Origin of the sequence: uncultured Capnocytophaga sp. (assembly GCF_937936315.1) — a bacterium.
Taxonomy (GTDB): Bacteria; Bacteroidota; Bacteroidia; order Flavobacteriales; family Flavobacteriaceae; genus Capnocytophaga.
Window position 1 is genome coordinate 23337 of sequence record NZ_CALGWU010000013.1, and the last position, 23771, is coordinate 47107.

Consider the following 23771-nt stretch of genomic DNA (forward strand, 5'->3'; position numbering starts at 1 on the left):
ACTATTTATGCCTATACACTTCCTCAAAAGGCAACCTAAACCTTTCACCCCATATACCGCGTTCTTCGCGAAAGCCACAAGCTACAACCATAGTCACCTCAGCCCCATAAGGCAAGTGCAACAGTTTCTTAATACGACGGCTATCATACCCGCCTAACGGACAAGTATCATACCCTTCCTCTGCCATTGCTAACATAAAAGTTTGTGCTACAAGCCCGCAGCTTTTATGTACATCCACACGCATATCACTTTCAGAAAGTTCTCGCACCATAGGGCGAAACCAACTGATGACCACCCCAAAGAGTTTGCGAAAAGCACCTAGTAAGCCGAAAAAACGACTGTATACAAAGGGGATTAGTTTGCCGTAATACCTCTCTCTATCTTTAATGCGTTTGGCTTGACGTTCAGGCGGACTGTTGCGCTGTATATTACCGCGCTCAAATTCCAAAATCATCTTGGCGTGCTGACGGTGTTTGTCTTGTCGAGTCACGAAAACGACCATCTGTTGTGCCGTGGTTGCAGAAAGCTGCCCCAAACAGACTTGTGCTAATTTTTCTAACAAAGTCTTATCAGTAATATGATAGAACTCATATAGTTGCATATTAAAACCACTAGGTGCTAGTGTAGCGAGCCTAAGGCATTCACGCACCTTTTCCTCACTAATGGGTGTAGGAGCGAAATAACGTACCGCCCTGCGGAAATTTAAAATATCTTTTAACATAGGATTAGTGTTTAGCAGTCAGCTAAAATTACCGACATTTCTTGTCAATTTTTAGTTTATGGCAGCAAATTTACAAAAAGAAACTGAAAAAAACAAACTATTGCTAATTTGCTAATTATTTGTACCTTTGCCCTTTGATTTAGAACATTCTGTAATATGAACGATAATTCCTCTTATCACATTCCCGTTTTGTTGCAACAAAGTGTTGAGGGTTTGGCAATTAAGCCCAATGGCACTTATGTAGATGTTACCTTTGGCGGCGGCGGTCATTCGCGTGAAATCCTCAAACATTTAGGCAATGAGGGGCGACTTTTTGCTTTCGATCAAGATACTGATGCAGCTGCCAATGCTATAGCCGATGACCGTTTTACACTCATCCAGCAGAATTTCAAATATTTGCGACAATACTTGCGTTTCTATGGTATCACACAAGTAGACGGGGTTTTAGGTGATTTTGGGGTTTCTTCTCATCAATTTGACGTTGCCGAACGCGGCTTTTCTACTCGTTTTGAAGGTACTTTGGATATGCGTATGAACCAAAATGCAGCGATTTCGGCTAAAGAAATTGTAAATGAATATGATGAAGAAGATTTAAGCCGATTGTTTTTCAACTATGGTGAGCTGAAAAACGCCAAAGCTATTGCTCGAGCGATTATCAATTATAGAGCACAGAAGCCTATTCAGTTAGGAAGTGAGTTACAAGAGGCTGTAAAGAGTTTTTTACCTAAGTTCAAAGAAAACAAAGTGTTAGCGCAAATCTATCAGGCAATACGCATAGAGGTGAATGGCGAAATGGAGGCTTTAGAATCGTTTTTGTTACAACTGCCCGATGTGGTGAAACTTGGGGGACGCATCAGTCTCATCAGCTATCATTCGCTTGAAGACCGTGCCGTAAAACGCTTTATACGCGACGGACAATTAGAAGGCGCTCCCGAAAAAGATTGGTTTGGCAATGTGTCAGTTCCGTTTAAAAAAGTAGGCGGACTTATCACTCCTACCGATAGTGAAATTGCAATGAATAACCGAGCTCGCAGTGCTAAACTTCGCATTGCTGAACGCATAAACTCTTAATTCTTAACTTTTAACTAAAAAATGGGAAGAGCTACCGACGAAATTAAAAATATACTACGCGGAAAGTTTTTTGTAGGCAAAGACGCTTTTAAAAGCTGGATGTTTGTAGGCTTTCTGTTTGTGCTGATTATCATAGTGATTACCAGCTCGCAGCGGGTAGATGCTAAAGTACACCAAATAGCCAAACTGAATGAAGAGGTGAATGAACTCAAAAGTCAGTTTGTGGATGTGCGTTCGCGTTTGCAGAAAGTGCGATTAGAATCCTCATTGTTAGAACAATTAGATTCTAAAGGGCTCAAACAGCCTGAAAAACCACCACAAAAAATCAAAGTAATCGTAGAAGAATAACATAACAAATAAGGAGATAAAGCATTGGAAAAAAGCGACAAAAAAATAACAGCTCGCACTTATTTCGTAGCATTGGTAATCCTGCTAATGATTGTAGTGATTGCCATAAAACTTATCAAAATACAAATAGAAGGAGAGGAATATCGCGCCAAAGTAGATGAAACTACCTTGCGCGAGGCTGATATTATCCCCAGTCAGGGCAATTTGTATTCCGATGATGGGAGTTTATTGGCTACCTCGGTAACTCGTTACGATATTCGTTGGGATGGGATAGCCCCTTCTAAAGCCAATTTCAACAAATATGTAAAGCCGTTGAGCGATTCCCTTTCAAAGATGTTTGGTCGTCCAAGTAACTACTATTTGAATCTACTTAAAAAAGAGCGCAATTTAAAGAACAGATATCTACTGATAGCCAGTAACTTAGGTTATAGTGAATACGCGCGTATCAAAAAATTTCCACTGTTTGACAAAGGTCCTTACAAAGGGGGAATTATTATAGAGAAAAACATCAAACGCGAATATCCATTAGGAGGGATTGCACACCGCAGTATCGGCTATGCCCGTACCGATGAAACTGGTTACACTACCCGTGTAGGGCTTGAAGGTGCTTATGCCAATTACCTTTTGGGTACTAAAGGACGACGCTTAGAGCAGAAAATTGCCAAAGGACAGTGGAAACTCGCCAGTGGGTTTGATATTATAGAACCTAAAGATGGTTATGATGTAGTCTCTACTATCAATATCAACATACAAGATATTGCACACCACGCACTGCTCACCCAGCTTAAGAAATACAAAGCTCAGCACGGCTGTGTGATTGTAATGGAAGTGAGTACAGGCGAGATAAAAGCTATTTCCAATCTTGAGTTAAACAAAAAAACCGACACCTATACCGAGCGTTATAACTTTGCCATAGGCGAAGCTCACGAACCTGGATCAGTATTCAAATTGATGACAGTTGTCGCTGCTATGGAAACCCGCAATATCGACACCACTTATGTAGTGGATATAAAAGACGGGAAACAACAATACTACGATAAGACTTTTCAGGATTCACAACATCACTTCACAGGGCGCATTAGCTTAAACAAAGCCTTTTCGGTATCCTCAAACGTGGGGATGACCGAGTTAGTACATTCGCTATTTGCGAAAAACCCTTCAGATTTTACCACCCAATTGCTAAGTATGAACCTCAACCAGCAGTTAGGTTTGCCCATATTAGGAGAAGGAGAGCCTTTTATTCCTACACCACGCGACAAACTATGGAGTGGGGTAACCCTCGAATCTATGTCGATAGGTTATGCCGTAAAAATCACCCCCTTGCAGAGCTTGGCTTTCTACAACGCTATTGCCAATGGAGGTGTGATGGTAAAACCACGAATGATCAAAGAAGTAAAAGAATGGAACAAAGCAATAGAAAAGTTCAATGTTGAGATTATCAACGGAAAAGTGTGCTCTAAACAAACAGCTGATAAAGCTAAGGGAATGCTCGCCGATGTGGTGAGACGCTCATACGGATCAGGACACCGCCTTTATTCTCCCGATTTTTCGATGGCAGGCAAAACAGGAACTGCTCGTAAGAACTATGCCAACGCCGATGCAAGTAAACTGAGTTATATCTCCTCGTTTGCAGGTTTTTTCCCAGTAGACAACCCAAAATATTCTTGTATAGTAGTCATTCACGAACCCGACCGCAGTGTGGGGATTTATGGTGCTGATGTATCGGGACCTGTATTCAAAAGTATAGCCCATAAAATCTATACTAATTCACTGTTGATGGACACCGTAGAAGATGTAGAAAATGTATCGGAAAAGACTACTAAAAACTATGAAGATTACTACGCTAAGGCTGCAAAATACAAAACTGTAATGCCCGATCTTACGGGTATGAATGTAATGGACGCCATTGCCCTACTCGAAAATATGGGCTTACGAGTAAAATTTTCGGGCGAAGGCAAAGTAAGTAGCCAATCGGTTGCCAAAGGCACCAAAGTAGCGCGCAATACCATAGTAGTTTTGCAGTGTGGAGAATTAACTAATTAACATTATGAATTTAAAAACATTACTTAAAAACATCTCTATAAAGGCTTCTCTTTATGAAGAAGATAAACCTATTACTTCCGTTTGCTTTGATTCTCGCAAGGTAGAAAAAGGAAGTATGTTTGTTGCTATTTCTGGCACTCAATCTAACGGACACGAATATATAGACCAAGCCACTCGCAGTGGGGCAACCGCTATCGTCTGTGAGCAATTACCCCAATTGCTCTTCCCTGATGTGAGCTATATCATTGTACCTAATACCCATAGTGCCTTAGCTCTTATCGCTGCTAACTTCTATGGCAATCCTTCCGAAAAACTTACCTTAGTAGGTGTTACAGGCACTAACGGAAAGACTACTATTGCAACGCTTCTCTACCAATTGTTTAGAAAAGCAGGACAAAAAGCAGGCTTGCTCTCTACCGTAGCAGTATACGTAGATGACCAGCGTTTTGAAGCTACTCACACCACCCCCGACCCTCTTCAACTGAATTATTATCTGCATTTAATGGTAGAACAAGGGGTGAAATACTGCTTTATGGAAGTCAGTTCGCACGGTATCGACCAGCATCGCACCGAAGGGCTACAGTTTGCAGGTGGTATTTTCACTAATCTCACCCGTGATCACCTCGACTATCACAAAACCTTCGCTGCCTATCGCGATGTGAAAAAGCGTTTCTTTGATGCGTTGCCTGCTACCGCTTTTGCCTTAGTAAACAACGATGATAAAAATGGGGCTTTTATGCTACAAAACACCAAAGCCCAAAAGAAAACTTACGCTCTCAAAACCTATTCAGATTATAAAGCTTATATCATCGAAAGCAGATTTGACGGCTTGTTGTTGCGCATAAATCAGCACGAGGTATGGACAAAACTCATAGGGGAGTTCAATGCCTATAACCTTTTGGCGGTATATGCAGCAGCTACACTTTTAGGTATTGACGAACTTGAGGCGCTTACACTCATCAGTGCTATAGAACCGGTAACAGGGCGCTTTCAGTACGCCGTATCGGCTACGGGAGTAATTACCATCGTAGATTACGCTCATACTCCCGATGCCCTTGAAAACGTTCTAAAAACCATCAACGATATACGCACTCACAACGAGACACTTACTACTGTAGTGGGCTGTGGGGGCAATCGCGACAAAGGCAAACGCCCTATAATGGCTGATATCGCTACAACCCTCAGCGATAATGTCATCCTCACTTCCGACAACCCTCGGAACGAAGAACCTGAGACGATTCTTGCCGAAATGGAACAAGGGGTACAGCCACAACACTTCCACAAAGTACAAACCATTACCGACCGTCGTCAGGCAATACAATCCGTTTGTAAGAACGCCAAAAAAGGAGATATCATCCTCATCGCCGGTAAGGGACACGAAACTTACCAAGAAATTAAAGGCGTAAAACACCATTTTGACGACTTTGAAACCGTCCGCGAGTTTTTGGAATTGTACAAGAAGTAGGAGTTAGGAATTACGAATTAGAAATTAGACTTTGCTAAGAGTTTTAGGACTCTTAGCAAAGTTTTTTTTATACTGTATCACGAAATGGTACACCTCCCTCTTTACCTTTGCCGCATCAAACTAAAAGTTTCTAACAAATGAAAAAAAATACACTATCATTGCAGTTGCCTATAGCGCTGCTCAGTAAGTCTAAAGTAACGATGCGTGCACTTTTAGAGCGCGAAGTAGCACAACAAGAGTGTTATATTAAAGAAACTCTCAAAGCCATTGAGATACCTTTTAAAGGCTCACTACACCCGAAAATAGACAGAAGGCAAACCATCTTTTCAATAAAGATGAAACCTTATTTCAGTGATGAGGATTTTGAAAAAGTACAAAAAGCCTTCCCAAAAGGTTATGTATTACCTCATTACAATTTTGTAGGCGAAGAGGTGACTTCACGTTTCGTACAGATAGTTATCCCTAATAAAACTACTCATTTCGTATACCTGAGTGAAATATTCAGTTCTAAGCAGTTCAAACAGTCAGCAATGCCTTTACCTATTGCTTTAGGAATGAACGAAAAAGTTCTTCATTTGATTGATTTAACGACTGAAGCACATTTGGCTATTCAAGCCGATGACCCTACCTATCGGCGCAAATTACAACAGCTTGTATTGCTATCCTTGCTTTACAAACACAGTCCAGAAACGCTCAAAATAGTGTGGATAGGAAGAGCTGACGATTGCCCGCCTGCGATGTTGCAAGTTATAACACCTTATGCGTTTAGCACCGCTACTGATACTGAAGAAATTTTGCAATCCTTAGTAGATGAAAACCAAAAACGCACAGAAAATGCTCTTTCTTCACCATATATAGTAGTCTTTATCAATGAGGCTGATACGCTTTTTGAGAAACATTTTCTACTTTTAAATGCTTTGAAAGATAGCCAAGCGCAGGGTATTTATATTGTGGGTATTTCGGAAGTATTTGAGAGGAAAAGCATTACCGTAAAACAGCTACTTGATTATCGTTTGCTCTTTAACAATTTGCTATGGGTTCACGAAGATGGAGCAATAGGCTATGAGCGCACTTCTCTTCTGTTACCCTTTTTTGAAGAAGAGGTTTTTGACAAGATCATACAATTTAGAGAAGGAAAAATAAAAGTACCACCAGAAGAATTGCTTTCAGAGAGAGCTGAAACTCTACAAAAACAAATAGCACAGATATTAGAAAATAGGAGTAATATTCTTTTAGAACGAAAGACTTTAAAAGACCTTAAAAAGTCTTTGCATACCCCCTTGGTAATGAGAAGCCTGCTGTGTAGTACAGATGGTGCAATAGTTCTTCCACTAAATGTAATTAGAGGGTATTTTTCTCGATTATTACAAACGAAACTATTTAATGAAATGCTTGGCAGAGTTATGGATAATATTACCTATTTTGCAGGAGAAACACCTAAGAAGTTAGGTAGTATAACTCATTTTGAAATACTTAAAGAAAGCAAACAGATACTTATTGATGGTGAACCCTTACACACTCACTCTATAGGAGATAGTTTAGCGCCTTTTATTGTAGAAGATGACTATGATATACTCAACCCAATAGCCGTCACTCCTGAGAAAGTGGTATGCCCATTGTTAGACACTTTACCTAATGCTACTTATCCACAGTTGAGCCTTATTGTAAAGAAGTTACGAGAAGTTGAGCCAATACCTTCTAATTTAGAAGAGAAAGCACTGTTAGTACACAAGCTTTTTAACAATTCAATTTTCACTTGGCAGCTTTCACCTATAGCATTGCTTTCGGAAATAGAAATCCTATTGTCGCAAGTTAATTTTGAGCTGATTAACAAGAAGTTTCTTAGATGCCGTCAAAAGTCAGCAGTAGGTAGTTAGAAAGCGTTCTCAAGCTCTTAATAATAAAATTATGTAAACATTTAACAAAAAAATGTATGAATGCTAAAAAAATTATACTTTTGAGGCGTTAAATTAATAACCATATAAAAAAAATGAGAAATTTACAAAAAGAACAAGAGTTCAAACAGTGGCTAAAAGAAAATCGTTATGACGACAGAACAATTGATAGCCGTATTACCAATTGCAAAAAGGTAAATGAAAAGTACGACTTGTACGAGTATTTTACTAAGGGGAATACCCAAGAAATTTATAGACTCTTTACCTATACTACCAAGGATATGGATAGTGGTTTAAAACCATTACATAATATACCTATCAATGGTAATCCTTACGCAGGTACTCATACCTATAAATCTGCTATAAAACTCTATTTTGCTTTTTTGGCTGAAGAGTTTAAAGAGAAAGAAACATTTGGTAACATTTTTATGGAAGAAGCTTTTAAAGCCTACTTACCTAAAAATGGAGTGGAAAAAAGTGTTAGTAATTATCTAAGTTACATAAAAAATGTAGACCGTTTATTCGAATATAAACTATTCCCTATTATTAAGGAAATTTATGAATCTCAAAACTTTGAGGCTCTTAATAGATTGAGAGAACAAGGAGATGATTATTTAGGCGAAACTTTTAAAGGATTAAAAAACTTGAAGGATTATAGGTCTGGCTTCAAAAAATATCTTTATTTTATAGAGGATAGTATAGCTGATGTTGTAGAAGCTACTCCTGACACTGTTAACAAAATAGTCAATGACCTTGTTGATGAAGAAATAGACGAGGTTACTACTGAAATAAAAGACAGTTACACTCACGAAGATATTCGCAAAAACTTCTTTTTTAGATTGATTAGTCAGAATCGTTTTAATCAAAAGAGTGATTTTTACTTCCCTATCCGATTTATCCAACAGTATTTTTATAAAACTAATGATAAAGAATACTTTAACAATATTATCAATCAGCAAATTGATGGTATTCGCTTCTTTTATGCTAAAAATTCAGATGAATTTAAGCATTTAAAAGAACTTAAAATTTCTGAAGACGGCAAGCTACTCATCAATGATAAAGTAGTTTTTTCAGAAGACTTTAAAAACAATAGTACTTATGTTCCTTTTGAAATTACAAAACTTTCTGATATAGCTATTGATCACATAAAGCCTATGGACGCTATTCTTAGCGAGCTAAAGAAAGCTGATTATTGTGAGTTAGAAAAAATTACTACCTCTTTAAATAAAGGATTACATAGCAGAACTTATACAAAATTAGCTGCAAGAGGTACTAAACTTTCTAACAATAAAGACTTTATAAATAGTATTGACAAAGGAGAACTCAAAAGAGAGTTTGAAGATATTGTAAATAGAATGCAGTTGCAGTTAATGCACAAAAAGCATAATAACTACAAACGCAATAAGGTTAAGTAGCAAATATACCGCAACAAAATAATCACCCTAACACCCTAAATTCTAACATTTTATATTTGGCAACAAGGAAAATAATTAGTACTTTTAGGGCGTTAATAAAAAAACAAAATTAAATATGTTAAATGCTGGCGAATCTTTGATTGAATCTTGGCTAAAACACATTAACAATTGTCAAGTAGTTCAGAAAAACTGGAAACCCTCAAAGTCTTGGGAAACTATCTCTGATAAAGAAATAGAAAGACTGTTAAAATATTTAGACAAGAAGTTTAAAGTCTTGAGCGGAAAAACTTATGAACAATTTTTCTCTCAAGGAGAAGTTGATTGTTTAGGAGTATCTCTAAAATTAAATGAAGATTTAAATCTTTCTTTTAATAAAATCTTCGCTGTAGAAATTGCTTTTCATGAAAATGGTTTAAACTATTCAGGAGGCTTAGAAGCTAATATTCTCAAATTAAAACAAAAACTTATCAGAAATGCTTTAAGTGTTTATAGATATTTTGGAATTAAAAATAAAGTTGAGATTATTTTTGCAACTCCAAAAACTATGAATACACATACAGTTAAATTACGAGAGGTAATAGAACAGATTTTTGTAGAATTTTCATTATTAGGCTTTCAATATAACTTCAAACTATTTACAGATGAAGATTTCAATGATAAGATATTTCAAAAAGTAATCAATAAGATTGAAAACATTAATGATGAATCAGAATTCTTTATAAGGAGTTTAAAACTTGCTAATATTTTTAATGAAAAAGTCATTGAAAAATCTGTAAAAGTAAATATACCTATGGAATATTCTAAAATTACTGAAATTGGAGTAGGCGCACGCATTATCGAGATTTTCGAAAAGTTAGAAGCTGAGCAACGTCTTTCAGCTGAAGAAATTAGTAATCTTTGTTCTAAAGATTACTCAAACTCGATTTTTAAAATTAACTTTCCTTTATTAGTAAAGTATAAAGACGGAAGTGAGGCTTTTGTTAATAACTATAGAAGATACTATACCCAAACGTTTAAATTAGGAGGGAATGAGTATTTCTTATGTAGTCAATTGTATGATAGAAATCGTCCATATCTTGAAGAGTGGTTTCAAAAAGTAACTAAAAAGTAGAATTATTTTCTCAAACAACACTAAAAAGGTGCTGTCCAAAAAATCTCAAAATCACTTTTGCGTCGCTACACTTTGCCAAAATTTTAATTGCTTATCGTGCTACGACCTTTGGCAAAGTTGATTACTCTAATTATCAACAGCTTTTGTAGTATGTTATGTAAGAAAGCCAGCTATAGCTGGGTATGTGCTGCAAACACCCACACAAATAAAACTTTTCGGACAGTCCCTTTTAAGAGGGGAAAGAGTATTCAGCCTTACGAAGTTCCACACTTTGGCAAAGTTTACAATATACTCTTTGCAGAAATAGAAAGACTATTATTTTTATTTAGTGAATGAACAGTGAAAAAAATTATCCTAATGTCCCAAATTTTAACATTTTATATTTGGTAGCAAGAAAAATAGTTAGTACTTTTGGGGCGTTAATTAATAACCAAATAAAAAAATGGCACATTTTAAAGGCACTTTTGAGGAATTTTATAAGATTATAAATCCTCTTACAAGAAATCTCGTTGCTAATATGAGTAGGAAAGCAAAACAACATACCACCTGCTCAACTCCTGATTGCAACAAAAGAACAGGTTTAGAAGCTGCACATCTTGCAGGTAAATCACGCCCTACTATTACAGCTGATATAGTTCGTAAAATGATAGGTAAAAAAGATCTTGATAATGGTATTATTGAGATAGATTTAGATGTTTTCCTACAGAAATTTGTAGAAGAACATACGCCTTTGGAAAAGTCTATTAAAATTCTCTGTAAGGAATGTCATAAAAAATATGACAAAGAGAATAATGTAGAGTTTAACGATGTTATAAATATAGATAACATTGAAGACGAAGCTACAGACGAAGATTTTAAGGAAGCTGTTTTGTCTACTATGAAAAAAGAAGACATTCGTGCTATAGTTGCAAAAGAAGTAGAAGACTTTTCTTTTAGTGATTCTTGTTTTTTTGCTAATGTAAACAAAACAAAGACTGTTTGGTGGGTTGAACCTAATAAAGACAAATTTAACAATAGCTGGTTATTGTTAAACAACACAGAAAAAAGAGAGGTTTATCTATTCAAAATAGGCACTAAACTTTCTACTGAAAAATTGAAAACTAGAGATGATAAAAATAACCAATATAAATTGGAAATCCTTACAGAAAAAGCACCTAATAGTTTTAAAGATAGGCTTTCAGGTATTGATTTTAAGGAATTTTACATCAAAACAGTAAAATATTAAAATTATATTACAACACTAAAAAAGAGTGCCAAAAATTGTTTTGGCACTCTTTTTTTACTATAGTATCACAAAATGATACAGCCTCTATATTATCTTTGCCCTCAATAACTTATAATATCACACAATATGGAAACCTTTCAAGATCTTTTGCAAATTAGTACTCCCAAAAAAATGAAGCTCCCTGTGCCTTTAGGCATATCTGTTGAAAAAGTGAAATTCGTAGATATTGCTAAAATAAGTCCTATACTTATTGAGGGAAATAACCCTGATGAAAGACAGCTCTTAGTACAAGAAATACGCTGGACAATGCTCTACCATAAGCATTCTAAAAATGTACGAATGTTCTCTATCAATGTACAAGATGAACAAAAAATGTTCAAAATGCTTGCTATTTTACAAAAAGAAATAGCAAATCGATATGAAAAACAGCATAGTAAGCGCTATAAAGTTCCTCATATTATTGTGTTTATAGAAAATATTGAGAACTTTGCCATTACTCACTTTGAGACTTTAAAAAACATCTTCGAAATAAGTCAGAAAGTAAGGATTTACTTTGTATTATCAATTGGTAAAACAGAAAAGAAACACTATTTTAAGTTATTAGGACTATGCAACTATCTTCTAATAGTCGCTGATAATTTAGTACAAAGAGCCAACTTACTCAAAATAACTTTACAAGAATGGCATAATTTATACCATCAAAAAATCAATCGCAATACTGTAGAGCTTCCTATAATAAAAGCAGATGAAGTGCAAAACTTTTTAAAACTGCAATCAACAAATTAACGCACTTCCAAATTTCTCTTCACTGCTTCTTGCCAATATTTTACAAAAGTATCTCGCAAGTGAGTAGGTTTTAATATAGTAAGCGACCAACTGCGTTTCATCAATTCCATAATAAAGTCGAGAGTGGGTTTTACATAGAGTTCAAAGGTGATATGCGTTGCGGTTTCAGCTATAACGCGCTGTGAGTGGTGAATAGGTGAGGCTTTGAGATAGTTGCCATCGCGGTGATCAAACTGTAACACTACCTTTTCGGCTTTGGCATCGGTAAACATCCCAAAAGCATTGTAATACGGACTGTAGAAGTCTAATTGCTTATTAGGGCGGAAGGTAGCACCTATTTCTAACGAACGCACACGCTCTAAGGCAAAAGCTTTAAAAGGCACACTGTTATCTTGTTTATCTACTGCCAACACATACCATTTATAGTCTTTATGCTTTAGTTTGTAAGGCTGTAGCGTATAGGCTTTAGTTTGCTCATCGCGGTAGTCATAGTAAGTAATGTGCAGTTCTTTATGTGCTTCTATAGCCTCTATACAGTCGGCTATATGGTTTGTACCCGTATGCTGACGAGTTTCTGTAATCACGCATTCAGGTAGTTTGCCGTCTTGGTTTTGCACGATAAACAAGATGTAAGCTGCCAATAGATCGTCTACTATCAACTGGTTTTCATCTTCGTATAGCGCATAAGTTTCATCCTCAAATCTCAAATCATAGTGCCATTCATCGCGTATTGTCTCTTTGTCGCGCTCAAATAATTGTCGGTTATACCCTTTTTCACCTAAATAACTATCCATTTCTTTATAGATTTGTTGGTAGTTAGGGTAAATTCCTTTTCTATTACAATCGCGTATAAATCGCAATAGGTGTATGATACGTAGTAATTTATCCATTTTTTTGTTTTTTTAGTTTATGAGGCAAATGTACGAAATTATTAAGAAACTATATATACACCTTTAAAATTTCGTCTCTCGTCATTCGTCTCTCGTCATTCGTAATTCGTCATTCGTAATTCGTCATTCGTAATTCGTCATTCGTCATTAATTTTGCGTTTTCTTCAATAAACAACCTTCAAAACTGACAATCTTTCAAAAAATATCTTTACAGCGGTTTCTATTTTGATATTCTGTTAAAAATCAAGAATGTTATAAAAAAGTGTTAAATAGTTAATCTTTGTTAATTTTGAAACTTTCACTTTGTTATTACGAAAGATATTGATACTTTTGAGCCGTTAAAACAAATAAAAGTATGGATAACACACACAAAATCGCTTCGTTTATCTTCTGTTTACTTTTTCCTTTTTGGCTAATAGCCCAGGAAGTAACTATCAAAGGAACCGTAAAAGATCAGGACGGTCTAGAATTGCCTGGGGCTGCTATTGTTATCAAAGGCACCAATAAAGGTATGGCTACCGATTGGAATGGAAACTTTGAAATCAAAGCTCATCAGGGGGATATTTTGGTATTCTCAACTATCGGCTATGCTCCTAAAGAGGTAAAAGTAGGTAAGGAACACAACCTAAACATCGTTCTTTCTGTTGATGTACTTGAGCTTGAAGGTACTGAGGTAGTGGCTGTCGCTTATGGTACTACCGATAAAAAATCGTTTACAGGCTCTATGGCTACTATCAAAGCCGAAACTATTCAGGCTAAACAAACTACCGATGTAGCCAAAACTTTAGAGGGGGCTGTAGCAGGGGTACAAATTTCCACTTCTTCAGGGCAACCAGGGAGTAGTTCGGCTATCCGCATTAGGGGGATTGGCTCTATCAATGCTTCTAGTTCTCCACTTATCATCTTAGATGGTGTACCTTTTGAAGGAACACTCAACGCTATCAACAACAGCGATATAGAGAGTGTGAACGTACTAAAAGATGCTTCTTCTTCAGCACTTTATGGGGCTCGCGGCGCTAATGGGGTGGTACTTATAACTACCAAAAGCGGTTCTAAAGGTCGCTTATCTATCACTTTAGACAGTAAGTTGGGCTTCAACTATCGCGGTATTCCTGAGTATGACATCATCAGCAGCCCAGCCGAATACTACGAAACCCTTTGGTCTGCACTCTACAATCAGAATTTGTACACTCAAAATCAGGCTGATGCCTTGGCGCGCAGCAATGCTAGTAAGTCGCTCATTGGCAATGTGGGTAGTGGTTACAACATCTATAATGTAGCCGATGACCAAGTGGTGCTTCCTAACGGCAAACTCAACCCTGCAGCTTCTATCAAATATTCCGATGCGGCAACTTTCAACCAGTGGGAGAAAGCGCTCTTCAACAATCGTGTGCGCAAAGAACACAATTTGAGTATGACCAAAGGTACAGAACACAATAGTTTCTATTTTTCTTTTGGTTATTTAGGCGATGAAGGGTATAATATGAATACTTATTTCAATCGCTATGCAACTCGTTTTTCTTATAAGGGGGATATTACTTCTTGGCTTAAAACCAATGCTTCTTCAATGATTACTTATACTGAACAACAAGGAAGTACAGAAGATAATGGCTACGACAACCCTTTTGCGTGGACGCGCACTATCGCTCCTATTTACCCTATCTATGAACACGATGCCAATGGCAATCGCTTGAGTACTTACGACTATGGGATTACCCGAAAATTCAACGATAATACCAATCCCGTGGCAACACAACGCGAAAACTTGAACTACAATCGCGATTACTATTTCAATCAGGCGCTTTCATTAGATGCAACATTACATAAAAATCTTACCCTTTCTGCCAATGGTAATTTCTATGCCAATTTCTACGATGTGAATTACTTCACTACCCCATTAGGTGGAGCTGGCAAGAACTATGGTGGGGCATCTACTAAGTACAAATCGGATAATATAGTACTGACATTCAATCAATTGTTGCGCTATAATAAAAACTGGGACGACTATGGTTTTGAAGCCTTTTTAGGACACGAAACTTATCTGAAGCGTTTTGGTACCATTGAAGGGTCTAAGAAAAATTTCGTAGATCCGCGCAATAGTGAGTTCAACAATGCGGCTGTGCTCAGTTCACTCACTTCATACTCCCGTCGTTATTTTGTAGAAGGTTACTTCGGTCAGATAAATGCTAATTACAAACATAAGTATTATCTTTCAGGCAGTTTGCGTCGCGATGGGTCTTCGGTTTTTGCTCCCGAAAATCGTTGGGGTACTTTCTGGTCAGTTGGGGCATCGTGGTTGCTCAGCGAAGAAAAATTCTTAGAAAAAGCGAAATTCGTCGATTTGATAAAACTAAAACTCAGCTATGGTGTACAGGGTAACGATGCTCTTTACCTCCCTGGGGGTGGGCGTTCCTACGTACCTTATATGACGCTCTATAGTGTAAGTACCAATGGCAATACCCCAGGGCTTGAAGCTAGCTATAAAGGCAATCGCAATATCACTTGGGAAGAGAGTGGCAACCTCAATGCAGGGATAGAATTAGGATTCTTTAGAAACCGACTTACCTTAGAGGCAGACTATTTTATAAAGAAAACTAAAGATTTGTTATTCAATATGCCGCTGCCTGCTTCTACTGGTTTTTCTTCAGAACCGCGCAACGTTGCCGATATGATGAACAAAGGATTTGAATTTTCTATAGGAATAACCCCAGTACGCACCGACAATGTGCAGTGGACAATCTCGCTAAACGGATTGCACTACAAAAACGAAATCACTCGCCTACCTGAAGAATTGCGCGAAAAAGGACTTTCAAGCGGCTATCAAATACTAAAAGAGGGGGGTAGTATCTACGATTTCTATATGGTGAAATGGGGAGGCGTAAATCCTGCTAATGGTGATGCGCAATTTTACGTAAAAAATGCGACTACGGGTGAATATGAGTTAAAAGGCAGTGCCGATTACGACAGTTCTAGCAAACAATATGTTGGTACCTCTATCCCCGATTTGCAAGGAGGCTTTGGCACAACGCTCAGCGCCTATAATTTCGACCTTGCCATACAGTTCTCTTATCAATTCGGTGGTAAATTCTACGACTCTCAGTACGCTAACCTAATGCACTCTGGCGACTTGGGTAGAACTTGGCATACCGATATACGCAATCGTTGGACTCCTGAAAATACTACCTCCGACATTCCTCGATTGGAGTTTGCAAACCAAAAAATGCTTAGCCTTTCCGACCGATTTATGGTATCATCAAACTATTTATCGTTGCGCAATGTGAGCTTAGGCTACACTTTCAAACAAGAAATAGTAGAAAAATTAGGACTTACTAAATTGCGTTACTACCTCACTGCCGATAACGTGTACTTGTGGAGCAAACGACAAGGATTAGACCCTCGCACCAGCTTGGCAGGTGATAACGACGATGCTGTATACAGCCCTATTCGCACTGTTTCAATGGGATTAACACTCAATTTTTAAAATCGTAAAAGCTATGAAAAAACATATACTTTCCGTCACTCTTGTATCTCTACTTATAACTGCTTGTTCTAAGAGTGATTTCGACCCTAAGGTAGACGAATACCTCACCGACCAGCGTAAAGAGGAACTCAAAACTAATGTAGAAACCAAAGCCAACTTGTTACAAGTAGAGCTCAACGGTATTTACAACAACAATGTAGCCGAACAAAGCAGTTATGACGATGACGATTCATTTGGGCTTAAATCTATCCATATGTCGTCAGACCTTACAGGGCTTGATATGGTGCAAGCTTCGTATCATTGGTTCGGCTATGACTATTATTTCGATATGCGAGATGCTACCTATAGGCGTACCAGTTTTATGTGGTCTTTTCTCTACCGACAAATCAGTGCAATTAACAAAGTGTTAGCCGATTATTTTACTGAAACACCTACCGAGCAAGTGCTTTACCAAAAATACGCCGAACTCAAATCGTTACGCGCGATTTACTATTTCTATTTGGTAAATTTATATCAACAATCATACAAGGGTAACGAAACAAAATTGGGCGTTCCACTAATGCTCAAACCTACCGATAGCAAACTGCCACGTGCCACAGTAGCTGAAGTATACCGCCAAATGGAAGAAGACCTATCAGTGGTAGATGATGCCCGATTTACCATCACCGAAAGCAAAGAAGATGTAGATAAAGCTGTTGCCGCTGCCTATTTCGCCAAAGTATACGCTCATAAAGAGGAGTGGGCAAAGGTAGCCCAATACGCGCAAATCGTGCTCAACGCAGGCGATTTCAATTATACATCAATGGCTGAAGTGCAAGGCGCTAAATGGGATATTAGTAACACCTCTTGGCTTTGGGGGTATGATATTACCCAGCAGACAACAACCTCTTGGGGCTCTTTTTATTCGCATATCGACAATACTATAACACAGGGTTATGCTGGTGGTTCAGGAGCTTATAAGAATATGTATAGCAATCTCTACGCTAAAATAGCCGATACCGATGTGCGCAAAAAATTGTACATCAATAGTACGCTCTTCCCTACAATAGCCGATCGTTATGGACTTCCCGATTACGCTAATGTGAAATACGTTACCGATCAACGTTTCTTGAGTGATTACTGCTTTATACGTATAGAAGACCCTTTTTTCTTGTATGTAGAGGCTTTAGTAGAGCAAAACGATTTGACTACTGCCAAGACTACCTTAGAAGACTTTATGCGCATTTATCGAGACCCTTCTTACACCCTCACTGCTACAACTCAAGCGGCTATGCGAGAGGAAGTACGTACACAGCGCCGTATAGAACTATGGGGTGAAGGTACTGCATTCTTCGATTTCAAACGTTGGCATTTAGGTGTAGACCGAAATGAGGCAGGCAGCAACCATATCTTTATGATAACAGTACCCGCTGGCGATAAACGTTGGGTATACCAAATACCACAAGACGAAATAGAAGCAAACTCACTAATAGTACAAAACGAATAAAAAATAACACAAAAACCTAAATAGACACGAACTACCTAAAGAAGAATACTTTTTGGGTAGTTCTTTTTTATATTGCGCAAGCATTGGCTAATTAGCAAATTAGTCGTAACTTTGCCCCCTTGATAGTTAAAAATGAAAAACAGAGAAATTCTTATAAAGGGTGCTAAACTGCACAATCTTAAAAATATTACCGTGGGGATTCCCCGCAACCAGTTGGTGGTGATTACAGGGCTTTCAGGTTCAGGTAAATCATCATTGGCGTTTGACACGCTTTACGCCGAAGGGCAACGCCGTTATGTGGAGAGCCTATCGTCGTACGCACGTCAGTTTTTGGGTAAGTTAGACAAGCCCAAAGTAGACAATATCATAGGGATTGCCCCTGCTATTGCTATTCAGCAGAAAGTAAACACCTCTAACCCTCGTTCTACCGTGGGCACTTCTACCGAGGTGTACGACTACTTAAAATTACTCTTCGCACGTATCGGGAAAACGTATTCTCCTATTTCAGGTCAAGAGGTAAAAAAACATAGCGTTACCGATGTGGTAGATGCGGTGATGCGCTATCCCGAAGGCACAAAATTGTTGCTTTTAGCCCCTGTGAGTATCCCCAAAGACCGTACCGTAGAGCAAGTGCTCAAACTCCTCTTACAACAGGGCTATGCACGCATTCTATACAAAGAAGAAATCATCCGTCTTGAGGAAGACAATTTGCCTAAGAATCTCGACAATTTCCAATTGGTAGTAGATAGGGTGATTGTGCGTCACGACGAAGACTTTCAGCACCGCCTTGCCGATGCCGTGGATACAGCTTTTTTTGAAGGCAAAGGCGAGTGCTATATTCAAGAAATAGATGGAGTGGTGCAAACGCATTTTAGCAATCGGTTTGAGTTGGACGGCATCACTTTTTTAGAGCCTAACGTACACTTGTTCAGTTTCAACAACCCTTATGGAGCTTGCCCCAAATGCGATGGCTATGGCGATACTATTGGTCTTGACGAAGAGCTTATCATACCTAACACAGGGCTTTCAGTCTACGAAAAGGCAATTTACCCTTGGCGTGGTGAGACTATGGGCTCTTATCTCGACCAATTAGTGAACAATGCTTATAAATTCGATTTTCCCATACACAAACCTTGGTTTGAACTCACTGATAAACAGAAACAATTAGTTTGGGACGGCAATAAATATTTCACAGGACTCACCGATTTCTTCAAAGAGTTAGAGGACAAAAGTTACAAAATACAAAACCGAGTACTCTTGGCTCGCTATCGCGGAAAAACGCGTTGTCACGAATGCCACGGCAAGCGTTTGCGCAAAGAGGCTAACTACGTGAAAATAGCTGGCAAAAGCATTTCGGACTTGGTAGAATTGCCTATTGAAGAACTACAAATTTTCTTTAAAGAACTCAAAATCAACGACTATGAGCAAGAGGTAGCCAAACGATTGTTGTTAGAAATCAACAACCGCCTGCAATTCCTCGCCGATGTAGGTTTAGGCTATTTAACCCTCAACCGAAAATCAAACACGCTCTCAGGGGGGGAAAGCCAGCGTATCAACTTAGCAACCTCCTTAGGCAGTAGTTTGGTAGGCTCTATGTATATACTTGATGAGCCCAGTATCGGCTTGCACCCGCGGGATACCGAACGACTGATAGGCGTACTAAAATCCTTGCGCGATTTAGGCAATACGGTGATTGTGGTAGAACACGACGAGGATATTATGAAAGCTGCTGACTATATTATCGACATAGGTCCTGAAGCCGGAACGCACGGCGGTGAAGTGGTAGCAGCAGGCACTTATAAAGAACTTCTAAAAGCCGATACCCTTACGGGGAAATACCTCAGCGGACGTTTGTCAATTGAAGTACCCAAAAAACGGCGCACCTCTCCTCAACACATCACTTTGATAGGCTGCCGCGAGAACAACCTTAAGAACATAGATGTTACTTTTCCTTTGGATATGCTCACGGTAGTTACAGGGGTATCGGGTAGCGGAAAATCTACTTTGGTGAAAAAATTGCTCTATCCTGCTATTCAAAAAGAATTAGACTTAGGCGGAGAGAAAATCGGTCAGTTTACCAAAATAGAAGGCAAATACAAGCACTTGCAAAGTGTGGAGTTTGTAGACCAAAATCCTATTGGTAAATCGTCCCGTTCAAATCCTATTACCTATATCAAGGCTTACGACGATATTCGCGCCCTTTTTGCTAATCAGAAATTGGCAAAGATGCGCAATTTCCAATCCAAACACTTCTCATTCAACGTAGATGGAGGTCGTTGCGAAGTATGTAAAGGAGAGGGTGAAGTAACCATAGAAATGCAATTTATGGCTGATGTGCACCTCACTTGTGAGGCTTGTGGGGGCAAACGCTTCAAAAAAGAAGTCCTTGAGGTGATGTACGAAGGCAAAAATATAGATGACCTGCTGAACACTACTATCGATGATGCTGTAGCCTTTTTCCAAAAACACAAACAAACCAAAATAGCCGAAAAACTCAAACCTTTACAAGATGTAGGGTTGGGGTATGTAACACTGGGACAGTCCTCCTCTACCCTATCGGGTGGGGAAGCCCAACGGATAAAATTGGCTTCTTTCCTATCAAAATCGGATAGCAAAGAAAAAGTGCTGTTCATTTTTGATGAGCCTACCACCGGTTTGCACTTTCACGACATTCGCAAACTCTTAGATTCATTGCAAGCCCTTATAGAAAAAGGGCATTCGGTTATCATTATCGAACACAATACCGAGATGATCAAATCAGCCGACTATGTAATAGATTTAGGTTTAGAAGGCGGCGCCAAAGGAGGCAATCTCGTAGCGACGGGCACCCCTGAGGAAATCGCTAAAAACAAACAAAGCTACACAGGTAAATACTTAAAACTGAAATAGCGATGAAAGAATTAGAAGAAACTTCAGTTGCTCGAATTTTTCGAGTAACTGCCGATGATGGTAAAATGTAAAATGTACAATATTAATCAAATATGGACATTCAATTCAATACAAACGAAGATTACAATAAATTAGCCCTTAGCGAGTTGCGTAAACGCCTGAAAAAAGTAAAAGAAGGCGGGGGCAAAAAGAACCTCGAAAAATTACACAGCCAAGGCAAACTCTCGGCTCGTGAACGCATAGAATATCTCTTAGACAAAGATAAACCTCAAATAGAAATAGGCGCTTTTGCCGGTGAAGGAATGTACGAAGCACACGGCGGCTGTCCCTCGGCAGGTGTAGTGGTAGTGATAGGCTATGTTGCTGGCAAACAATGTGTAGTAGTAGCCAATGACGCTACCGTAAAGGCAGGTGCGTGGTTTCCTATTACAGCTAAAAAGAACCTACGCGCTCAAGAAATTGCAATGGAAAATCGCTTGCCTATCATCTATTTAGTAGATAGTGCGGGGGTGTACTTGCCTTTGCAAGATGAAATTTTCCCCGATAAGGAACACTTTGGTCGCATCTTTCGCAACAACGCCCTGATGAGCAGTATGGGCATCACCCAAATAGCAGTGGTAATGGGCAGTTGTGTGGCAGGCGGGGCTTATCTGCCTATAATGAGCGACGAGGCACTGATAGTAGATAAAACGGGAAGTATCTTCTTGGCAGGCAGCTATTTGGTAAAAGCTGCTATAGGCGAAAATATCGATAATGAAACCTTAGGCGGCGCGACTACCCACTGCGAAATCAGTGGTGTAACCGACTATAAGGCAACCGATGATAAAGATGCCCTCGACCGTGTACGCCGTACAATGGCTAAACTCGCCGATGCCGAAAAAGCAGGCTTTAACCGCATTGAAGCGCATAAACCGCTGAAAGACCCTAACGAAATTTACGGTATCTTGCCTAAACTGCGCTCAGAGCCTTATGATATGAAAGATATCATCCTCCGATTGGTAGACAATTCAGAATTTGACGAATATAAAGAAGGTTACGGACAAACCATCCTCACGGGCTATGCGCGTATTGAGGGTTGGGCAGTAGGCATTGTTGCCAACCAGCGCAAAGTGGTGAAAACTAAAAAAGGGGAAATGCAATTTGGAGGTGTAATCTACTCGGATAGTGCCGACAAGGCAACCCGCTTTATAGCCAATTGCAACCAAAAGAAAATACCTTTGCTCTTTTTGCAAGATGTTACCGGTTTTATGGTAGGCTCTAAATCAGAACACGGAGGGATTATCAAAGATGGGGCTAAACTCGTGAATGCTGTGGCTAACTCAGTTGTGCCTAAATTTACAGTGGTCATAGGCAATTCGTATGGAGCAGGCAACTACGCAATGTGTGGTAAGGCTTACGACCCGCGTCTTATCGTATCGTGGCACAGTGGAAATATTTCGGTAATGGGGGGCGCACAAGCTGCTAAAGTGCTCTTGCAGATAGAAACTGCTAACCTAAAGAAAAAAGGTGAAGAGCTTACCCCTGAAAAAGAAGCTGCTCTTTTTGCGCATATCAAAGAGCAATACGACGAGCAAATATCACCTTACTATGCCGCTGCTCGCCTCTGGACAGATGCCATCATCGACCCATTAGAAACCCGCCAATGGATAGCAATGGGTATAGAAGCTGCCAACAATGCCCCCATTGAAAGAGCGTTTAACTTAGGAGTGATACAAGTTTAGGTAACAGGTAAGAGATAAAGCCAGCGAGGGCTCACAGCTGGGTATGTAAGTAAACCTGCAAGAACTGCTGGGTTATGAATAAGAAAATTACTTTATTAATTTTCCGTCATAATCAATGTGGTATTCCTCATAATTAAAATCTACTAAATCAATACCTTGTGGGGTCATCTTAAAAGCGTGAGTGCGCTCTATGGGCGAGACAAAAATATCCTTGCCACTGAACTGCCAGAGGATTTCGCCCTGCTTGTTGAGGCGTACTATCTCCACCTCGCCGTGGGTAATATAATCATCTTGATAGGGGATTATTTCAAAGCAAGTAGCCATATCCACCTGCGTATGCCAAAGGAGTTCTAAAGAAGGCAAGAGAATACAAAATACTTCATTGCCACAAGCTATGAGCAGTCTATCGCCGTCTAACAGCGCACTTTTCTCCCACAGACTGCTCACGCTCCCTCCTCCCGTGAGGACTATGTTTTTAATCTCCTCTTCTGTCTGATAGAGATAAACCGCTACTTGTGGTGGGTGTGCTTCCTTTTCTCTTATCTCTATCTGATAAGGATTTTTATAAAGCCAAAGGGTGTTTTTCATAGTTTTGATTTTCTTTTGAATATAATAAATAGTATAAAACACAAACTTACTGCTATATTAATTATAAAATTTAGTAGAGGGGCGTGTTCTAAAAGATTTTCATCTAATAAGAATTCAGCTCCATCTTGTTGCTTAAAAGGTTTGGTAACTACAAACTCATAGAGCGTAAATAACAGCAATCCTAAACTCAGCACAAACAATACATTTTCATAGAGTTTATTTCTATACCTGAGCAAGAAAAGGATGTTAAATACTAAAATGAAAAACGCAAAAAATAGAGGTACAGGATACCATTCTATAAGATCTAACTCCCAATAGGGAATTATTGGTCGCACACACCGGAATAAAAAGATTCCTACAGCTATATTATAGACCATTATGCCCAATGCTAATAAGATTTCAAGTAGAGAGAAAATAGATTTATTCTCTACTTTTTTTGCCACGAAAGCAATTAAGAGAAATACTAACAAAGGAATTATAAGTTTCCCTGCCAGTTCTAACTCTGAAGATATAGAAGGATATAAGTGCATAATAACTTCTTTTTAAGGTTTTATAATTGCTCTTTAATAGTGTCTATCAACTCCTCTACTTTCTTGAGTTTCCCTCCAAAATATTTTTTGTCTTCTATGATTTTTT

The 23771-nt window shown here is 38.7% G+C and carries 17 protein-coding genes; 13 read left to right on the forward strand and 4 right to left on the reverse strand.

What is annotated here, in order from left to right; all coding sequences use genetic code 11:
• Nucleotide 1: 1 nt before the first annotated feature.
• Entirely contained in the window at nt 2–721 is a 720-nt protein-coding gene (locus Q0162_RS01970) for a nitroreductase family protein (protein WP_297888273.1), read from the reverse strand.
• A 156-nt stretch (nt 722–877) separates the two neighbouring features.
• Between Q0162_RS01970 and rsmH the strand changes: the two genes are divergently transcribed.
• The 9 genes from rsmH to Q0162_RS02015 all read left to right on the forward strand — a co-directional run bounded on the left by rsmH (nt 878) and on the right by Q0162_RS02015 (nt 12080).
• Nucleotides 878–1792 carry a 16S rRNA (cytosine(1402)-N(4))-methyltransferase RsmH gene (gene rsmH, locus Q0162_RS01975; RefSeq protein ID WP_297888275.1) on the forward strand — a complete coding sequence of 305 codons (915 nt, stop codon included), beginning with the start codon at nt 878–880 and terminating at the stop codon, nt 1790–1792.
• A 21-nt stretch (nt 1793–1813) separates the two neighbouring features.
• The gene (locus Q0162_RS01980) at nt 1814–2140 is read left to right on the forward strand and encodes an FtsL-like putative cell division protein (protein WP_002677480.1); all 327 of its coding nucleotides are present in this window, start codon (nt 1814–1816) and stop codon (nt 2138–2140) included.
• Between the two features lie 24 nt (nt 2141–2164).
• Nucleotides 2165–4183, forward strand: a complete 2019-nt coding sequence (locus tag Q0162_RS01985) for a penicillin-binding protein (RefSeq protein ID WP_297888286.1) — start codon at nt 2165–2167, stop codon at nt 4181–4183.
• Nucleotides 4184–4187: 4 nt separating this feature from the next.
• Nucleotides 4188–5648, forward strand: coding sequence for a UDP-N-acetylmuramoyl-L-alanyl-D-glutamate--2,6-diaminopimelate ligase (locus Q0162_RS01990; RefSeq protein ID WP_297888288.1), 1461 nt, complete (start codon nt 4188–4190; stop codon nt 5646–5648).
• A gap of 137 nt (nt 5649–5785) precedes the next feature.
• Nucleotides 5786–7525, forward strand: coding sequence for a hypothetical protein (locus tag Q0162_RS01995; protein ID WP_297888290.1), 1740 nt, complete (start codon nt 5786–5788; stop codon nt 7523–7525).
• A gap of 113 nt (nt 7526–7638) precedes the next feature.
• Nucleotides 7639–8958: a hypothetical protein gene (locus Q0162_RS02000; protein ID WP_297888292.1), complete on the forward strand. Its 1320-nt coding sequence runs from the start codon at nt 7639–7641 to the stop codon at nt 8956–8958.
• A gap of 115 nt (nt 8959–9073) precedes the next feature.
• Nucleotides 9074–10069 carry a hypothetical protein gene (locus tag Q0162_RS02005; RefSeq protein WP_297888295.1) on the forward strand — a complete coding sequence of 332 codons (996 nt, stop codon included), beginning with the start codon at nt 9074–9076 and terminating at the stop codon, nt 10067–10069.
• A 442-nt stretch (nt 10070–10511) separates the two neighbouring features.
• Nucleotides 10512–11294, forward strand: a complete 783-nt coding sequence (locus Q0162_RS02010; RefSeq protein WP_297888298.1) for a hypothetical protein — start codon at nt 10512–10514, stop codon at nt 11292–11294.
• Nucleotides 11295–11420: 126 nt separating this feature from the next.
• On the forward strand, nt 11421–12080 hold the full coding sequence (locus Q0162_RS02015) for a hypothetical protein (RefSeq protein WP_126371943.1): 660 nt from the start codon (nt 11421–11423) through the stop codon (nt 12078–12080).
• Here Q0162_RS02015 and Q0162_RS02020 read toward each other — a convergent pair.
• Nucleotides 12077–12970, reverse strand: coding sequence for a WYL domain-containing protein (locus Q0162_RS02020; RefSeq protein ID WP_297888305.1), 894 nt, complete (start codon nt 12968–12970; stop codon nt 12077–12079). The genes Q0162_RS02015 and Q0162_RS02020 overlap by 4 nt on opposite strands.
• Before the next feature lie 355 nt (nt 12971–13325).
• Between Q0162_RS02020 and Q0162_RS02025 the strand changes: the two genes are divergently transcribed.
• The 4 genes from Q0162_RS02025 (at nt 13326) to Q0162_RS02040 (ending at nt 22547) form a co-directional block, all read left to right on the forward strand.
• Nucleotides 13326–16451: a TonB-dependent receptor gene (locus Q0162_RS02025; RefSeq protein WP_297888308.1), complete on the forward strand. Its 3126-nt coding sequence runs from the start codon at nt 13326–13328 to the stop codon at nt 16449–16451.
• Nucleotides 16452–16464: 13 nt separating this feature from the next.
• On the forward strand, nt 16465–17937 hold the full coding sequence (locus Q0162_RS02030; protein WP_297888311.1) for a RagB/SusD family nutrient uptake outer membrane protein: 1473 nt from the start codon (nt 16465–16467) through the stop codon (nt 17935–17937).
• 132 nt (nt 17938–18069) lie between these two features.
• Nucleotides 18070–20826 (forward strand): excinuclease ABC subunit UvrA, encoded by a 2757-nt coding sequence (gene uvrA / locus Q0162_RS02035; RefSeq protein WP_297888314.1) that lies wholly within the window; start codon nt 18070–18072, stop codon nt 20824–20826.
• A 92-nt stretch (nt 20827–20918) separates the two neighbouring features.
• Nucleotides 20919–22547 carry an acyl-CoA carboxylase subunit beta gene (locus Q0162_RS02040; RefSeq protein ID WP_095902146.1) on the forward strand — a complete coding sequence of 543 codons (1629 nt, stop codon included), beginning with the start codon at nt 20919–20921 and terminating at the stop codon, nt 22545–22547.
• 87 nt (nt 22548–22634) lie between these two features.
• Here the strand turns inward: Q0162_RS02040 and Q0162_RS02045 are convergent, their stop codons facing one another.
• Nucleotides 22635–23135, reverse strand: a complete 501-nt coding sequence (locus tag Q0162_RS02045) for a hypothetical protein (RefSeq protein WP_297888327.1) — start codon at nt 23133–23135, stop codon at nt 22635–22637.
• A complete protein-coding gene (locus tag Q0162_RS02050) occupies nt 23132–23665 on the reverse strand; it encodes a hypothetical protein (protein WP_297888330.1) in 534 nt (177 codons plus the stop codon). The genes Q0162_RS02045 and Q0162_RS02050 overlap by 4 nt, the downstream gene beginning before the upstream one ends.
• Nucleotides 23666–23771: the final 106 nt, after the last annotated feature.

Bases quoted from the DNA above. Each gene is read 5' to 3' on its own strand.
- Q0162_RS01970 (WP_297888273.1), bottom strand. From the start codon at position 721: ATGTTAAAAGATATTTTAAATTTCCGCAGGGCGGTACGTTATTTCGCT.
- rsmH (WP_297888275.1), top strand. From the start codon at position 878: ATGAACGATAATTCCTCTTATCACATTCCCGTTTTGTTGCAACAAAGT.
- Q0162_RS01980 (WP_002677480.1), top strand. From the start codon at position 1,814: ATGGGAAGAGCTACCGACGAAATTAAAAATATACTACGCGGAAAGTTT.
- Q0162_RS01990 (WP_297888288.1), top strand. From the start codon at position 4,188: ATGAATTTAAAAACATTACTTAAAAACATCTCTATAAAGGCTTCTCTT.
- Q0162_RS01995 (WP_297888290.1), top strand. From the start codon at position 5,786: ATGAAAAAAAATACACTATCATTGCAGTTGCCTATAGCGCTGCTCAGT.
- Q0162_RS02000 (WP_297888292.1), top strand. From the start codon at position 7,639: ATGAGAAATTTACAAAAAGAACAAGAGTTCAAACAGTGGCTAAAAGAA.
- Q0162_RS02005 (WP_297888295.1), top strand. From the start codon at position 9,074: ATGTTAAATGCTGGCGAATCTTTGATTGAATCTTGGCTAAAACACATT.
- Q0162_RS02010 (WP_297888298.1), top strand. From the start codon at position 10,512: ATGGCACATTTTAAAGGCACTTTTGAGGAATTTTATAAGATTATAAAT.
- Q0162_RS02015 (WP_126371943.1), top strand. From the start codon at position 11,421: ATGGAAACCTTTCAAGATCTTTTGCAAATTAGTACTCCCAAAAAAATG.
- Q0162_RS02020 (WP_297888305.1), bottom strand. From the start codon at position 12,970: ATGGATAAATTACTACGTATCATACACCTATTGCGATTTATACGCGAT.
- Q0162_RS02025 (WP_297888308.1), top strand. From the start codon at position 13,326: ATGGATAACACACACAAAATCGCTTCGTTTATCTTCTGTTTACTTTTT.
- Q0162_RS02030 (WP_297888311.1), top strand. From the start codon at position 16,465: ATGAAAAAACATATACTTTCCGTCACTCTTGTATCTCTACTTATAACT.
- uvrA (WP_297888314.1), top strand. From the start codon at position 18,070: ATGAAAAACAGAGAAATTCTTATAAAGGGTGCTAAACTGCACAATCTT.
- Q0162_RS02040 (WP_095902146.1), top strand. From the start codon at position 20,919: ATGGACATTCAATTCAATACAAACGAAGATTACAATAAATTAGCCCTT.
- Q0162_RS02045 (WP_297888327.1), bottom strand. From the start codon at position 23,135: ATGAAAAACACCCTTTGGCTTTATAAAAATCCTTATCAGATAGAGATA.
- Q0162_RS02050 (WP_297888330.1), bottom strand. From the start codon at position 23,665: ATGCACTTATATCCTTCTATATCTTCAGAGTTAGAACTGGCAGGGAAA.